This window comes from Leptolyngbya sp. BL0902 (assembly GCF_016403105.1).
GTDB lineage: Bacteria > Cyanobacteriota > Cyanobacteriia > Phormidesmidales > Phormidesmidaceae > Nodosilinea.
Genome location: NZ_CP046157.1, coordinates 47,959 through 63,601, shown reverse-complemented (window position 1 = coordinate 63,601; position 15,643 = coordinate 47,959). Strand labels below are relative to the sequence as shown.

General features: G+C 62.1%; 12 protein-coding genes. 4 read left to right on the top strand and 8 right to left on the bottom strand.

Translation table 11 applies throughout. The features are described 5' to 3' along the window. Positions 1–127 precede the first annotated feature (127 nt). The 3 genes from GFS31_RS20130 to GFS31_RS20120 form a co-directional block, all read right to left on the bottom strand. Complete coding sequence (locus GFS31_RS20130; RefSeq protein ID WP_198808494.1) at positions 128–1,513, bottom strand: efflux RND transporter periplasmic adaptor subunit; 1,386 nt, start codon at positions 1,511–1,513, stop codon at positions 128–130. A gap of 92 nt (positions 1,514–1,605) precedes the next feature. Then, entirely contained in the window at positions 1,606–3,975 is a 2,370-nt protein-coding gene (locus tag GFS31_RS20125; RefSeq protein WP_198808551.1) for an ABC transporter permease, read from the bottom strand. Positions 3,976–4,066: 91 nt separating this feature from the next. Continuing rightward, a complete protein-coding gene (locus tag GFS31_RS20120) occupies positions 4,067–4,813 on the bottom strand; it encodes an ABC transporter ATP-binding protein (RefSeq protein WP_198808493.1) in 747 nt (248 codons plus the stop codon). Between the two features lie 124 nt (positions 4,814–4,937). Here GFS31_RS20120 and GFS31_RS20115 point away from each other — a divergent pair, with 124 nt between their 5' ends. Continuing rightward, on the top strand, positions 4,938–5,567 hold the full coding sequence (locus GFS31_RS20115) for a TetR/AcrR family transcriptional regulator (protein ID WP_198808492.1): 630 nt from the start codon (positions 4,938–4,940) through the stop codon (positions 5,565–5,567). Positions 5,568–5,582: 15 nt separating this feature from the next. Here the strand turns inward: GFS31_RS20115 and GFS31_RS20110 are convergent, their stop codons facing one another. From GFS31_RS20110 to GFS31_RS20100, 3 genes are all read right to left on the bottom strand, one after another. After that, positions 5,583–6,326, bottom strand: a complete 744-nt coding sequence (locus GFS31_RS20110) for a DUF6683 family protein (RefSeq protein ID WP_198808491.1) — start codon at positions 6,324–6,326, stop codon at positions 5,583–5,585. A gap of 115 nt (positions 6,327–6,441) precedes the next feature. Next, a complete protein-coding gene (locus GFS31_RS20105; RefSeq protein ID WP_198808490.1) occupies positions 6,442–7,017 on the bottom strand; it encodes a PH domain-containing protein in 576 nt (191 codons plus the stop codon). 181 nt (positions 7,018–7,198) lie between these two features. After that, on the bottom strand, positions 7,199–7,684 hold the full coding sequence (locus tag GFS31_RS20100; RefSeq protein WP_198808489.1) for a hypothetical protein: 486 nt from the start codon (positions 7,682–7,684) through the stop codon (positions 7,199–7,201). 232 nt (positions 7,685–7,916) lie between these two features. On the opposite strand from GFS31_RS20100, the gene GFS31_RS20095 reads away from it, so the two are divergent. From GFS31_RS20095 to GFS31_RS20085, 3 genes are all read left to right on the top strand, one after another. Beyond that, positions 7,917–8,486, top strand: a complete 570-nt coding sequence (locus tag GFS31_RS20095; protein WP_198808488.1) for a Uma2 family endonuclease — start codon at positions 7,917–7,919, stop codon at positions 8,484–8,486. Between the two features lie 179 nt (positions 8,487–8,665). Further along, on the top strand, positions 8,666–9,010 hold the full coding sequence (locus GFS31_RS20090; RefSeq protein WP_198808487.1) for a nucleotidyltransferase family protein: 345 nt from the start codon (positions 8,666–8,668) through the stop codon (positions 9,008–9,010). A gap of 94 nt (positions 9,011–9,104) precedes the next feature. After that, on the top strand, positions 9,105–12,761 hold the full coding sequence (locus GFS31_RS20085) for an NB-ARC domain-containing protein (protein WP_198808486.1): 3,657 nt from the start codon (positions 9,105–9,107) through the stop codon (positions 12,759–12,761). A gap of 4 nt (positions 12,762–12,765) precedes the next feature. Here GFS31_RS20085 and GFS31_RS20080 read toward each other — a convergent pair whose 3' ends face one another. After that, on the bottom strand, positions 12,766–13,650 hold the full coding sequence (locus GFS31_RS20080) for a hypothetical protein (protein WP_198808485.1): 885 nt from the start codon (positions 13,648–13,650) through the stop codon (positions 12,766–12,768). A 71-nt stretch (positions 13,651–13,721) separates the two neighbouring features. Continuing rightward, positions 13,722–15,629 (bottom strand): GUN4 domain-containing protein, encoded by a 1,908-nt coding sequence (locus GFS31_RS20075; protein WP_198808484.1) that lies wholly within the window; start codon positions 15,627–15,629, stop codon positions 13,722–13,724. Positions 15,630–15,643 lie beyond the last annotated feature (14 nt).

Here is a 15,643-nt window from a genome sequence, read left to right as displayed (position 1 = left end):
CCTCACTAGGCCAAAAAGCGCTGGATCTTACATTTTCAGAGGGGGTCAATACCCCTAGGAAAGGTGAGACATGAAGGAGCCAATGCTGGAAAGACCACAGCCTGTTGCGAACGACGGCATCCTAGGGTCAGTTGTGGCCAGGTCTACTCTGCACCCTCACCCCCGACTCGATCTGGTCGCCAGGGTAGAGAATCACCTGATCACCCTCGGTCAGCCCCGATTCCACCACCGCCTCGAAGTCGCTGCGGGGGCCGATGGTGATCGGTCGCCGCTGGGCGCGACCATTGTCCTTCACAAAGGCACACCAGTCCGTATCGCAGCGAAACAGGGCGCTGATGGGCACCGTCAGCACATCGTCACTCTGCCACACTACGATCCGCGCATCCACCCGAAAGCCGTCCCCCAGGGCGGCGGCGGGGTCGGTCAAGTCGGCGATCACATTCACCCGCTGCTCCTCTACCCCCAGGGCCGAGACCTCAGTGAAGGCGGCAGGCTCTACCTGGCGCACGGTGGCTTGCAGGGTTTCCTCACCACCCCAGCGCTCTAGGTAGACGGGGTTGCCGGGGGACACCCGCACCGCATCGGTGGACAGGATGTCGATCACCAGTTCCAGGCTGTTGGGATCGCCAAGGGTGAGCAGGGGCGTGCCTGCGGCCACAAACCGGGCGCTAGGCTCCAGTACCGTCAGCACCCGTCCGGCGGCGGGGGCGGCAATGGTGGCACGGCGGGCGTTGTCGGCTAGGTTGGCCAGTTCGGCATCCAGGGCGGCGAGTTCTCCCCGGTATACCGCTAGCAAATAGTCGGGATCCTGCTGTTCGGCGGTGATTTGCGCCAGGTTGGCCTGGGCGGCCTGGACATCGGCCTGGGCGGTGTTGACCTGCTGGCGGGCGGTGGCGAGGGCCTGCTGCCGCTGGGTGACGGCCAGTTCCATCGCCTCTAGCTCCTGGCGAGCAATTGCCCCCCGACTTTCCAGGGTGGCCATGCGGTCGCGATCACGCTCTGCCTGCACCAGGGCGGCCTGGGCTTCGCTCACCTGGGCCTGGGCCTGGGCCTGGGCGGCCTGGGCGACCCGAATGCGGGTCTCCGCCTGGGCCAGGGCTTCGGGCTTGGGCCGCTGGGTCTCCACCCCGGCCAGTTGGGCTTCCACCGAGCGGCGGCGGGCCTGGGTGGCCTCCACTCGGCTGCTCAGGGGCAGCGGGTCGAGACGGGCAATCACCGCCCCGGCTTCTACGATATCCCCCGCCCGCAGGTCAATGCGCTGGAGTTCGCCATCCACGGCGGCGGCAATGGTGTAGCGATCCCGCACCCGCGTGCGGCCCTCGGCGTTCACCGTCACCTGCAACTCGCCCCGCTCCACCGTGGCCAGATCCACGGCCAGCGACTGGGGCCGCAGGGCATAGCCCACCAAGGCGGCGAGTCCCAATCCTCCTAGGACATAAAGCCCCCGGCGCGACCAGCGGGGAAGGCGGCGAGGTTTGGCGTCGGTGTTGGGGGTGGAGAGGGTGCTGGTCATGGGGATCTCCTTGTGACGGTCAAAGTTCAAAATTCAAAATGCAAAATTCAAGGTTCAAAGTGCGAAGTTCAAAATCTCACCCCTTATCCCCATCACTCCCTCGTTTTCAAGACGGCAATCAAGTCCAGTCCTTGGAGTTGGCGGGCGATGAGGAGGCCGGAGCCGAGGGCGGCTACCACCGTCACCAGTAGGGCAAAGAGGTAGCTGGCGGGCTGGATCACGAAGGGTAGGCGAAATAGCTCTGAGTCGGCGACGGCAAATTCGCTTAAGGCCCAGGCCATGGCGTAGCCCAGTACCCAGCCCAGGGGCACCGCCGCTAGGGTGAGCGCCCCCTGTTCCCCCAGCAGAATGAAGGCGATTTCCCGCTGGGTGAAGCCGATGATGCGCAGGGTGGCCAGTTCGCGGCTGCGTTCGGAGAGGGCAATGCGGGCGGCGTTATAGATCACCCCGGCGGAGATGATGGTGGCAAACAGCATCAGCACGGCGTTCATGGCTCCGGAGGTGGCCCCGACGGTTTCGTTGAACTGCTCTAGGGCGGTTTGGCGCTGGGCGACGCTGGCGATGGCGGGGGTGCGCTTAAGCTGGCGGTAGAGGCTGGGCAGGGCTTCGGGATCCACCCGCAGGTAGGCCCCGGAGTAGCTTGGGGCCTCCTGCATCAGGGCGTTGAGGGCGTTCACCTCCATGTAGGCGGACAGGCCCACCAGTTCGTCCACCAGTCCGGCCACGGGTACCGACCGGGTGGGGCGGGCTCCCTCCAGCACCTCCACCGTCAGGGCATCCCCCACCTGCACCTGTAATAGCTCCGCCAGGGTTTGGCTGAGCACCAGGCCATCGCTGGGTAGGGGCACCGATTGCAGGTTGGTGTCGATCAGTTGGCGCAGGGTGCTGGGGGTCGAAAGTCCGGTGATGGCTCCCAGGCGCGATCGCTGTTCGTACCGCAGCCGCACAGGCACCGCCCGAAATGGCTCCACCCGCAGCACCCCCGGCAGTTGGGCCAGGTCGTGGCGGACTCGGCCTGAGAGGGGCTGGGCGAAGGTGAGGGTGAGGTCTTCCCGCTGCACGGTGTTGAACTGCACCGTCATAATGTGGTCGATGGCATTACCGAAGTAGCCCCCCACCACCAGAATGGCCACCGCCAGGGCAATGCCGACGATGGCCAGCAGGGCTTGCCAGGGCCGCCGCTCCAGGTTGCGCAGGATGATTCGTCCGGCGGGAGACAGCCAGCGCTGCAACCCCAGCCGCTCCACCAGGGTGGGCCGAAAGCTGGCCGGAGGTTCGGGCCGCATGGCCTCGGCTGGGGGCAGGGCCACCACCCCGCGCACGGCATTAAACGCGCCGATGAGCGCCGCGATTCCACTCACCGCCCCCGCCCCCAGCATCAGCCCCAACCCCGCCCGGTACTGCACCGAGGGGAACTGGTAGTACTGGGTATAGAACTCGGTGAAACTCGCCCCCAGCCAGCGGCCCAGACCAATGCCCACCGCCGCCCCCAGGGCCACCACCACCAGCACCAACTGCAAAAAGTGCAGCCCCACCTCGGTGTTGCGGTAGCCAAAGGCCTTGAGCACCGCAATCTGATCCCGCTGGGTGCTGACCAGGCGGGCCAGCACCATATTCAGCAAAAAGGCGGCAATGCCCAGGAAGATCACTGGCAGAATCAGCGCCATCACCTGAAGCCCCTGCAAATCCTCCTCCAGAAACCGATGGGAGACCTGGTTCTCGCGCCCGTAGGCCCCCAGTCCGCCGTAGGGAGCCAGGATCTGGTCGAGGCGAAAGATCACCGCCTGCGGATTCACCCCCGGTGTCAGGGTCAGCACCACGTCGTTGAAGGCCCCGTTCAGGTCAAAGGCGGTGGCCAGGGCTTCCCGCCCCATCCAAAACACCCCAAACCGCTGGCTGTCGGGCAGCAGCTCGGTGCCGCTAATCTCGTAGACATACTCCGGCGACAGGGCCGTACCGACAATCCGCAACTCCTGCCAGCGGCCATTGATCACGGCGCTGAGGGTATCCCCCAGGGCCAGATGGTTCGCCGCCACAAAGGCCGGACTGGCGATCACCTCGTTGGCGCGACCGGGCTGGAAATAGCGGCCCGACTGGAGGGCAGTGTCGTTCAGTACGGGCTGGCGCTGCTCCGGCAGGGAAATCAACCGTCCGGTGGCCGGATCCTCCAGCCCCGGCACATCCAAAGTGACCGTCTCCACCACCCGCGATTGCGCCTGCCCCACCCCCGGAATCTCCCGAATCTGCGCCATCACCCCCTCCGGTGCCCGCCGCAGTTGCCCAAACACCTCCGCAAAGCGGTACTGGCTGTAGTACTGCTCTTGGGACAACAGCAACGACTGGTAGGTGCTGGTCATGGTCACCATGCTGGCAATGCCGCAGGCCACGATTAGCACGATGGCGATCACCTGGCCGCGCAGGGTGCGGAGATCGCGGAGGAGTTTGCGGTGGAGGGAGCGCATGGGGGGAGGGGAATTCAAAGTTCAAAGTTCAAAGTTCAAAATTTTGCCTTTTGCCTTTTGCCTTTTGCCTTTTGCCTTTTACCTTGCCAAGTCACCATTCCAACTCCTCCGGCTTGGCCCGCCGCTGGTTGTGCTCCACGGAGTGGATCTGGCCGTCGCGCATGGTGATGACGCGATCCCCCATGGCCCCAATTCCGGCGTTGTGGGTGATGATCACCACGGTGGTGCCCAGTTCTTGGTTGACGCGGGCCAGCACCTCCAGCACCAGCTTCCCGGTGGAGAAGTCGAGGGCTCCAGTGGGTTCGTCGCAGAAGAGGACTTCGGGCCGTTTGGCGATGGCGCGGGCGATGGCCACCCGCTGCTGTTGGCCACCGGAAAGTTGGGAGGGAAAGTGGTCGAGGCGATCCCCCAGATCCACTAAATCTAGGGCCACCTCAGGCCGCATCGGGTGGGGGGCGATGTCGGTGACGAGGGCGACGTTTTCCTTGGCGGTGAGGCTGGGGATGAGGTTGTAGAACTGGAAGATGAAGCCAATGGACTCGCGGCGAAAGCGGGTGAGCAGACGGTCGCCCCCGGCGGTCAGGTTTTGATTTTTGAAAAACACCTCGCCGCTGGTGGGCACATCCAGCCCGCCCAGGATATTCAGCAGAGTGGATTTGCCGCTGCCCGATGGCCCCAGCAGCACCACAAATTCCCCTTCATAGAGGTCGATATCCACCTGGCGCAGGGCATGGACGGCCACTTCGCCCATTTGGTAGGTCTTGGTGATCTGCCGACCGTGGAACAGGGCTGGCGCATTCGGGGGAACTGGAGGGGCGGCGGGGGACGGGGCGATCATGGCGTGATTTTCCCCAGTACAATAAAGACTAGTCGAAATCTAAATACCGAACGGTATTTCAATTTCAAGTATATCGGTGGTGCTGGGGTTTGCCCCGGTGCCGTTGCGAACGGAAACATTAGCCATGCCCAAGCCTCGCCTCAGCCGGGAAGAAAGTCGTCAACAAACCCGCGAACGCCTGCTTACCGCCGCCGCCCAGGTGTTTGCCGAGCGGGGCTTCAACGGCGCATCGGTGGAGGACGTTGCCGAGGCGGCGGGCTACTCCAAGGGGGCGGTCTACTCCAACTTCGCCAGCAAGGAAGACCTGTTTCTGGCCCTGATTGATCAATACCTGGCGGTGGAAATCGAGAAGCTGGGCGACGGCCTCGATCTAGCGGTGTGGGAAGCCGAGTTTGAACGAGAACTGACGGAAAACCGCACCCTCAACCTGCTCACCATCGAATTCTTCCTCTACGCCATGCGCCATGAATCCGCCCGCGAAAAGCTGGCCCAGCGCTACCGCCGAGCCTACGAGGTGCTGGCTCACCTGCTGGAAACCCACTACCGTACCACCCAAACCCCCATGCCCATGCCGCCGAATCACCTCGCCTGGGTGATCACCTCCTTCGGCACCGGGCTGTTTTTACAGACCTGCGTCGATCCCGTTGCGGCTCCCAAAGGACTGTATCGGGCGGGGCTCAACCAACTGCTCCACGGCCCAGAGGGTGCTCTTTCCGGGGATTCTATCGACCCTAGCACTAGAGTTCATGGCTAAATCTGTAGAGCCACGTCATATCCCGTTGAAGACGCCTGCCTCACCCGTCAGCACTGCTACCAAGGTGGCTTCGATCATCTGCTGGGCTTGGAAGACGAGATCCGCGTCGCCCGTTTCGTAGCCTTCAAAATAGAGGGCGAGGGGCAGGGCCGCAGAAATCACCAGGGTTTCGTAAATCTCCTGCTTGGCCTGAGGGCTAAGGGTTTGAAAGGTGAGATCATCGGCCAGCGCATCATTAAGGTCATAGAGGATGGCGTCTTGTTCCGCTTGACTGACTTCCTCACCGTCGTTGAGTAGGTAGTGGCTCGTCAGCAGCAGGTACATCATCGCCCCTGCCACGTTGTTTTGCAGGCGTTGTTCACCCTCCTGGGTTAGCCAATCGTGGTAGAAATCCAGCAGGCTGCTGTAGAGGGCGGTCAGTTCCCGCTGTTCAACCGGGCTAAGGGCGGCGTCTGCCGCCAGCCGCTGGGGCATGATGTGGCCACCCACTGGACGAAAGGCACTAGCACTCAGGGGCGCAGACACCACAGGAGCCTGGGGTTCTGCCCGCCCTGATCCGCTGTATCCGCTGGCGTCATTCCCCAGCATCCGCTGGAAGGCCCGGTTCATGATGGCCGTATCGGCGGAACTGGAAATGGGGTTGTTCCAGGTGCTGAAGGTGTAGGGGTTCGTGAACTGGGCCTCCACCGGGGGAGGAGCCATTAGGGCGAGGGCGGCGGTGGCGAGGGTGGCCGTCAGGAGTTTGAGCGGGCTTTTCATAGGAACCTCTGGAATCTGGAATCGGGAGTCGGGAGTCGGGCGGTAGGGGCGAGGTCTCCTCGCCCTAGGGAATGGGGCATGGAGCTAGGGCGAGACTGAGACTGATGCAGAGTCGCTAGGGCGTGAACTGGGCGGCATTGGGCGCAGGGGCCGTATAGGACTGAGCCTTAACCCGTGCCACCTGGTTTTCTAGGGCGGCCAAAAACCGGGGGCCATCGTTGAGAGGAGCAATTTCAATCACCATGATTTCCCCAGAATGGGCAACGACCTGGATGATGTCGCCGATCCAGTGGTCGGTGTCGTGGTGAATGTAGGCAATTTGGTCGAGGGGGAGGCTGGTGGTGTGCGATGGGCGATGGTAGATCAGGCGGCGATTGGTCAAGATGGCGGCTTCGCGACCGTTGAGGGTAATGGTGGCATCGTAGTAGGCGATGACGGTTTCATCCGAGGTGATCAGATCATGGTTGTGCAGGTAGGCAACGGCGTAGGGTTCCAAATTGCTGGTGACGCGCACCCCACCAGCGGGGCCAGTGCCGATGGCAATCAGCAGGCCCAGGGTCGTGGCGGTGATGGTTCCCGCCGGAAGACCCAGCCACAGCCAGCGGTGAAATCGGCGGCGAGGTTTGGAATGAGGTTGGGAATGAGAAGGTTCGGGATAGGAAGGTTGGGAATGAGATGAAGTGACTTGCATAGGGGGAATCTCCAAGTCGGTGAACTAGGTTCGGTGAACTGAGTCGGTGAACCATGGGCCTGTTGATGGGCGCGAGGAATAGGCCCCAATGGAGGCACTGGGGCGGCGAGCGCAAAAATCGGTCGTGACTGGGTGGCGAAAGTTGGCGGCGTCAACGAGCGGCGTTAACGAGTGGCGTAACTTAGCTGCGTCCGGCCACGCCTGCGAGCTGCTGGGCCAGGGCTTCCAGATTGGCGGGGCTCATGGCCTGGAGGTAGCCCTTGGCCATCACCGGGGGCAGCAGCTCCAGCATGACGCGGTTTTCTACCCAAAATTCCACCAGGTTAAACAGGCCATCGCGAGCACAGGGCAGCACTCGCCAGCCTTCTCGCTGGGCAATGGTCTCCAGGGCGGCTTGGCTCACGGGCACCGAGATCGCCGCATGGACTGAGGTGAAGTGGTAAGGATGGGCATTGCGGCAAAAACTGGCTTCCTCCAAACCCTGACCGGGCATAATCTCGCTGCCCAGGGGATAGACCTCAATCATGGTGCCATGCTTATCCTTAGCCATGACCACGTAGGCTCCCTCCAGGGGCGGAAAGGGCATCACGCTGCCCTGAAAAAGTTCCGCCAACACGTTGGCCACATGGCGCGGATTTTTAGCCGAAATCGAAATGTGGTGAATCATAACAACCTCCGAAAGGTTCTGGGGGCAAGGGCTTTCGGCATTTCCTGCCGATGAATCCACTATCGCCTCGCCGCCCTCCATTCACCAGGGAAGATTGGGTAACTTAAGCGGTAAGTTAAGGGGAACGTTAACCCGCCAGTGATCCGATTTGGTGATGTTGGCCCCATTGGATAGGCTCGGTCTGGAGGTTCTTCGCTATGGTAAAAACAGCCCAAGGATTGAGGCTTCCGTGATGACTTCTGCAACCAATCGCGTTCGATGGACTTCGGCAGACCTAGACCTGTTTCCCGACGATGGCAAGCGCTACGAGATTATTGATGGAGAACTAATCGTGACGAGGGCACCGCGATGGAGTCATCAGGAAGTGACGGGTCGAATTTTTGCGGCCCTAGATAGCTGGTGCCAAGATACCGATCTGGGGCGAGCAGCCATTAACCCCGGCATTATTTTCACTGATGAAGACAATGTGATTCCTGATGTGGTGTGGGCCAGCAACGAGCGATTAGAGGCGCTGATGGATGAGGCTGAACACCTAACCGGAGCACCAGAACTAGTGGTGGAGGTGCTGTCCCTCGGGAAAAAAGACGAGCAGCGGGATAGACAACTCAAGCTCAAGCTGTATTCCCAGCAGGGGGTACAAGAGTATTGGATCGTGGATAACACCCTGCAACAGGTTCAGGTCTACCGTCGCGATCAGGCGGTGCTGACCCTGGCAATGACCCTACAAGCATCGGACAGCCTGACTTCGCATCTGTTGCCGGATTTTTCCTGCCCCCTCATGCGTATTTTTGGTCGGCGGTAGGAGGTATCTGCACGACTTCCCTTAGACGTTGGGATGCGCTAGTTTGAGCGTCATGTATCCCGTTGTCCCGCACAGATTACGCTTTGTCCATGCAACTGACGACCTCAGAGTCTCGCGTACTCGCCAAAATAGCACCTACCTGGGGGATAAATCCATTGAAACCCGTGAGCCCAGAGGAAATGGCGGTTTTTAGACGCAACTTGGCCCTGCGCCAACAAGCCGAACACCTGCGCCTTGCCCAACGATATGAGGTGGCCAGTCAGGTGGTGCAATCTACCAAGACCTTGCTCAAGCAAGACTTTCAGGCCCGTGAGGTGATTCTCTTTGGGTCGTTGCTGCATCGGGAGCGGTTTCACCTATCCTCGGATATTGACCTGGCGGTGCGGGGGCTGGATCCACTGGACTACTTTACCGCCGTAGCCAAGCTGCAAGATATCTCATCCTTCAAAATTGATTTGGTGCGGCTGGAAACGTGCAAACCTAGCTTGGCTGTTGTTATCACCACGGAGGGGCAACCCCTATGAACGGGGCCTATGTGGCCACAGCAGGCCGTCTTCGGCAAGAACTGGCTGAACTGGATCAGGTCGTGGGGCGCATTGCAAACATTGTGAGTGAGTGATGGGAAAAGGACGACAGCGGGGCGTGGTGCTGACACCCCAGGGGCAGGCCAAGCTCAGCGCCGCTCGCCGCCAGGTGGAGCAGGCAGAGAACTTCGGCCAGCGCTTTACCCTGGAGGAACTGTGCGAGCGCACCCAGCTTTCCCTCAAAACCATCACCAAAGTTTTAGAGGCCAAAACCACCGTTGATCGCCAAACCCTAGACGCCTTTTTCGCCGCCTTCCACCTCACCCTAGACCGCGCCGACTATGGCTTCCCCGATCCTAACCCCGCTTCTCCCACTCCCGCCTCCCCACTCCCGCCTCCCCGATCCTCTCCCTCCGCCTCCCCTTCCCCCCCCACCTCCTGGGGTTCCGCCATCGATGTCTCCCACTTCTACGGGCGCGAGCCGGAACTGGCCATCCTCAAGCAATGGATTCTGGCCGACCGCTGCCGATTGATCCTGCTGTTGGGCATGGGAGGGATGGGCAAAACCGCTCTGTCGGTGAAGCTGGCCCAGGTGGTGCAGGGGGAATTTGAGTGTGTGTTGTGGCGTAGTTTGCGGGATGCGCCGCCCCTGGAGGACTGGCTGGCGGAGGTGCTGCCGATTGTGTCGCAGCAGCGGGAGGGCGCGTTGCCCCCTGGCCCCACGGCGCAGATCGCCCGGTTGGTCAGTTATCTGCGGCAGCATCGCTGTTTGCTGGTGCTGGACAATGCCGAGAGCCTTTTACAGAGCGGCTTGCAAAGCGGCGGTGCGGTGGGCCACTATCTTCCCGGTTACGAGGGCTATGGCGAACTACTGCGCCAGGTGGGGGAATGCGCCCATCAGAGCTGTCTGATCCTCACCAGTCGAGAAAAGCCGGGGGAAATTGCCGCCCTGGAGGGGGAGGATTTGCCCGTGCGTTCCTACGTGCTGCCCGGTCTGAAAGCCGCCGATAGTCAGGCGTTGTTCCAAACCAAGGGGCTGTTGGGCACGGTGGCGGAGCATCAGCGGCTGATTGATCGCTACTGGGGCAATCCCCTGGCGCTGAAGGTGGTGGCGAGTTCGATTAAAGACCTGTTTGGCGGCGATGTGGAGGAATTTTTGCGGGACGATACCCTGCTGTTTAGCGGCATTCGGCCCCTGTTGCAGCAGCAGTGCGGTCGCCTGTCTGATCTCGAAACCCAGGTGATGACCTGGCTGGCTATCCATCGGGAGTGGGTGTCCCTGGCTGCTCTACAGCAGGCGGTGGGGGATGGCATTCCTCGGCGGTTGTTGCTAGAAGCCCTGGAGTCCTTGGGGCGGCGTTCCCTAATTGAGCGGGGAGACCAGGGCTTTACCCAGCAGCCCGTGGTAATGGAATACCTGATTGAGAGTCTGCTGGCGGCGGTGTTGGCGGATCTGATGGTTTGGGGTCAGGAGTCTGCTGAAAACCTGGACGGACGGGAAAGTCCCTGGTTCCATCGGTTCCCGCTGATCCAGGCCAGCGCCAAGGAATATATCCGCCAAAGCCAGGTGCGGGTAATTTTGGTGCCCCTGGCGGATCGCCTGCGGGCCGAACTCGGGTCGGGGGAACGGTTAGCGGCCTACCTGTGGCGGGTGCTGAATCGGGTGCGGATTCATTTCGCCCACACCCCCAGCTACAGTGCCGGAAACCTGCTGAATCTACTGACCCACCTGGAGATCGACCTCACCGCCGCCGACTTTTCCCGCCTGTGGATTCGGCAGGCCCACCTGGTCAACACGCCTCTGCATCGGGTGTCCTTTGTGGGGGCCACCTTCGAGCACACCGTCTTTGCCCAGCCCAGCACCTACAGCCGCGCCGTCGCCTTCAGCCCCGTGGACGACCTGCTGGCCACCGCCGACTATAACCACCTGTGCCTGTGGAGCCTCTCCAATTTGCGGCTGTTGCGTACCCTGCGCTGGACGTGGCGACTGGCCTTTAGCCCCGATGGGCGGTGGTTGGCCAGCGGCAGTAACGACAACGTGGCCAAGGTGTGGGAGGTGGCGACCGGGCGCTGTCTGAAGACCCTGGACGGGGAAGACGGCTGTGCGTCGGTGGCCTTTAGCCCCGATGGCGCGGTGCTGGCGGGCAGCTACCACAACCAGGTGCGGCTGTGGGATACGGCCACCTGGGAACCCATCGGCACCCTGGCGGGACATACCCAACGGATCGCCTTTGTGGCCATTGCCCCGGTACCGGACGCTCAAGGTCGGGTCATCGTCGCCACGGGCAGCCACGACTACACCGTGCGGCTCTGGGATCTCCACCGTCGCCACTGTCTGCACTGTCTGGAGGGGCACCAAAACCTGGTGTGGCACCTGGCCTTTAATGCCGACGGCACCTTACTCGCCACCAGCAGCATGGATGGCACCATCGGCCTGTGGGAGGTGGCCACGGGCACCCAGCGCACCGTCCTGCGGGGGCACCGCCACATCGTCAGTGCCGCCGTGTTTATTCCCCATAGCGATCTCCTGGTGAGCAGCAGCTTCGACCATACTCTGAAATATTGGGACAGCCGCGATGGCACCTGCCTGCACACCACCCTGGCCCATCGGGGCGAAGTGTGGAGCCTCGCCGCCAGTGCCGACGGCACCCAACTGGCCAGCGTCGGCAACGATAAGGCCGTCAAACTGTGGGAGGTGGCCACCCGCCAATGCACCCAAACCATTCGCGGATCCTCTAGCCAAATCTATGGCCTCGCCGCCGCTGGCCCTGGGCAGGTGGTGACGGGGGGCGACGACGAACTGGCTCGCCTGTGGGAGGTGGCCACGGGCAGCGAGATCCGCCGCTTTGAGGGCCACCAAAGCTGGGTGTGGGCCGTTGCCGTTCGCCCCGATAGTCAGCAACTGGCCACCGCCGGAGGCGACAGCACCCTCAAACTCTGGGACATGGCCACGGGGCAATGCACCCACACCCTGGCGGGCCACACCGCCGCTGTCTATGGCCTTGCCTTCAGCGCCGATGGACACCTCCTCGCCAGTGGCGGGGCCGATGCCGGAGCCAAGCTGTGGGACACCCACACTGGGGAATGTCTCCGCACCTTTGAGGGCCACGGAAGCTGGGTGTGGGCCTGCGTTTTGGCCAGCCATCACCCCTGGCTCGTCACCGCTAGCAACGACGAAATCATCAAAATCTGGGACATCCACAGCGGCGATTGCCTCCGCACCCTCAGCGGCCACGGTGAACGCATTTGGGCCGTCGCCCTCTCCCCCGATGATAGTCTGATTGCCTCCGCCAGCGAAGATGCCACCGCCCGACTCTGGGACATCCACAGCGGCGATTGCCTCCACACCCTCAGCGGCCACACCAGCCAGGTGAAAGCCCTCGCTTTTTGCCCCAGCGGCCAGTACCTCGCCACCGGAAGCCAAGACAGCACCCTCAAACTGTGGGACGTAGCGACCGGAACCTGCCTGCGAACCTTCACGGGCCACACCAGCGCCGTTTCTTGCCTGACCTTTTTGCCGCATGATCATGGCGTTGATCCACCCTATTTGGTGAGCGGTAGCCATGACGAAACCCTGCGCCTGTGGGACATCACCACCGGAACCTGCCTCAAAACCTTCCGCAGCCCTCGCCTCTATGAGGGCATGATCATCGCCCAAGCCGCAGGTCTAGATGACTGGGCCATCACCGCCCTAGAAGCGTTAGGAGCCGAGCGCACCATGCTGGATGAAGCCATTCCGGGGAAGTCATGACCCGCTAGTTACTCTCCAGCCCCGCTTCAGCCGTCACGGCATCCCAGGCAGAGACAATAGCCTGAAGCGCCACGGGGGCATCGGCGAGGGCCAGGTCAATATAGTCCACTTCCATCGACCAAGACGATAGCCGCACGGTGGGATAGTCCGCAAAGGCGGCATCGGTGACGTAGCGCATCCGGTGCAGGTTGGGGAAGCGCTGATCCTCAAGCACCTGCTGGAAGGCCGCGACTTGGTCTGGGGCCAGACGGGCTTCCGCCACAACCCTGCCGCTTTCCCGTTGGATCAGTCGGCCATCGGTCGTCAGAATGGTTTCCTTGAAATAGCCCGCCAAGCTGCCTGACTCCACAGATCGAAAGAGGTGGTCTTCGGGTTCGGCTTCCCCCTCCGTTACAGGACGGGGGATAAAGTCGGGAATGAGGCCGTTACGGCTACCGCTGGCGGTGGGATTTTGCACCACGCCGTGGGTATCAGCCTCCTGATGGGTGTGGTAAACCCAGCTTTGGTCGCCATCGGTAACGACGACGCGCAAGCCGAACAGCGCGATCTCCGTACAAGCCAGATCGGGCACATAGATACCCATGCAGCCATCAAAGATGGCGGTTTCGGCGGCGGCAATGCGGAGGGTTTCCACGGGACGGCCTAGGTCGAAGGCAATGTTTTGCAGAACGCGATTCCGTACCGCTGGGGTGAGAACGTCCTCCGCATCGGTATCGATCCAGTGGCTTGGTTGCTCATCGGTTGAGGGATCGACCACGACAGCGCCCCCAGGGGAGGGCGTGGCTTCTTCGGCATCGGGCAGGGGGGCACAGGCCATCGCGCCCGTGGTCAGGGTAGCCAGGGCCAATAGGGTGGTCAGCGCTTGGGTGGAAAAGGTGAAGAAAGTCATGGGGCCATTTTGAAATGTGACTTTTGGAGTGAGCCTGTTGCATGGTAGGACTTGAATTTTGAGACCAACGGCTACCGGACTAGGCCGCTGTAGGGTTGCCAGAACTGTACCCGTTGCCCCATCACCATCAAAAAGTCGCCCCTGGGGCTGAACTGAAAGGGGCCAACCTCGTGGATTTGATAAAGTGGTAGCCCCGTCTCCACGGCCCAGAGGGTGATGCCCTGGCGGGGAATCGGCTCACTTTCCGTCAGCGGCAGCAGCAGGGTGCTGGTGGCTAGGGTTTGGCCATCGGGGCTGAAGGCAATCAGGCCGGGATTCATAGGCTGAATGTGGTGGCCAGCGGTCTGGTTTAGGGGAATGAAATGCACGGTTTCGCGCTCTGGGCGGGACAGATTCCACAGGCGGGCGGTGGTGCCGTCGCTGGTGACGAGCCAGTTACCATTGGGGCTATAGGCCAGATGGCGCAGGGGTTCATGCACGGGTCGAGTCAGTTGTCGCGCCCCGGTGTGGGCATTCCAGAACTTGAGGCTGTTGTCGGCGTCGCCCGTGGCCAGGGTTTGGCTGTCTGGACTAAAGGCCATGGGCAGCGGCGCAATCTCGGTTCCGGCCCGACTCACCAGGGGGCGAATCAATCGTCCGGTGGATACCTCCCAAAGCTGGAGGGTGTTTTGGTCGGTGGCGGTGGCGAGGCGCTCGCCATTGGGGCTAAAGGTGAGGGTGTGGACGATACCGTCAGCGGCGGGAATGGAGATCGTCTCCCACAGCCGTCCGGTTTGCATATCCCACAGCTTGACGGTGTTATCGGCGCTGGCACTGGCCAGGGTTCGCCCGGTGGGGCTGATGGCAATGGCCCGCACTGCATAGCGATGGCCCTCCAGGGTGCGGATCGGTGCCCCCGTCGGGGCCGACCACAGCTGCACCACCCCGTTCGACATCCCCGCCGCCACGATTTGGCTATCGGGGGTAAACGCTACCGCATTGGCCACCTCCCCCACGATGCGAGCCCTCTGTCCCGCAGGCTCCTGGGGTGGGTTGCCCTGGGCCGAAGCCGCCATCGCTGGCCCCCGTTGTAGGGTGATGATACGGTTGCCACGCTGGGCGTCCCACAGGGCCAGAGTGCTTTCCCCGGCGTTGGGGCAGTTGCGCTCGTAGCTGTAGCTGCCGATGGCCACCACCGCACCATTAGGGCTAATGGCTGAGGCACTGGTGCGGATGGGGCATCGGGAATCGGGATAGAGGGACTGGAGATCGATAGTGTGGGCTAACTGGGGCTGTCGCCAAGAGCCCACATCCGGCACGGTCATTTCTAGGGCCGTTTCTACCCAGCTAAAGAGGATGGGCAGGTATTGGTGGAACCGTTCCCCCTGCACATACATGGCGTCGATGGTGCAACTGCCGCAGCTTTCCACCGCAAACAGGCGAGAAATTTGTGCCCAGCTCACCCCGGCCCAGGGCAGATGGCCCACGGGGGCATCTAGGGAATGGGTGATCTCCATTTCGGTCAGCCATTCCCCAGCGATGAAGGTGGGATCTTCCCTACCGGGGGGGCGCGTCCAGCCGACCTGATCTCCAAAGGCTTTCGCCGCTGCCGTCGAATCCGTCGGGTTCTGCGCTTGCACCTCGGCCCATATGCGCTGCTGCACACTCAAGCCAAACCGCCCGTCGCTGGCCTCCACCCAGAGTTCATCCAGGGCTTGCAGCACCTCTGGGGGAATATTGGTCGCCAGGGGGGTGCCCAAAATGTTGCCACCCGGATGAATCCACGGATCTAAAATGCGGCGGGTTTCGCCATCGGCGGCCTTCCAATCTTGGGCAGCGAGGGCATCTTCCAGGGCCGTCATATCCACGGGCTGGGCCTGAGCCCAGTTGATTTGCTGCACCGTTGGATCGACCTGGGCTTGGGCCACGGTGGCGATGAGGGGATGCACGAGGGCCGCACTGAGGGCCAACGCCATACTGAGTTTCGTTAAAGCTTTCATGGAGAGTCTCATTC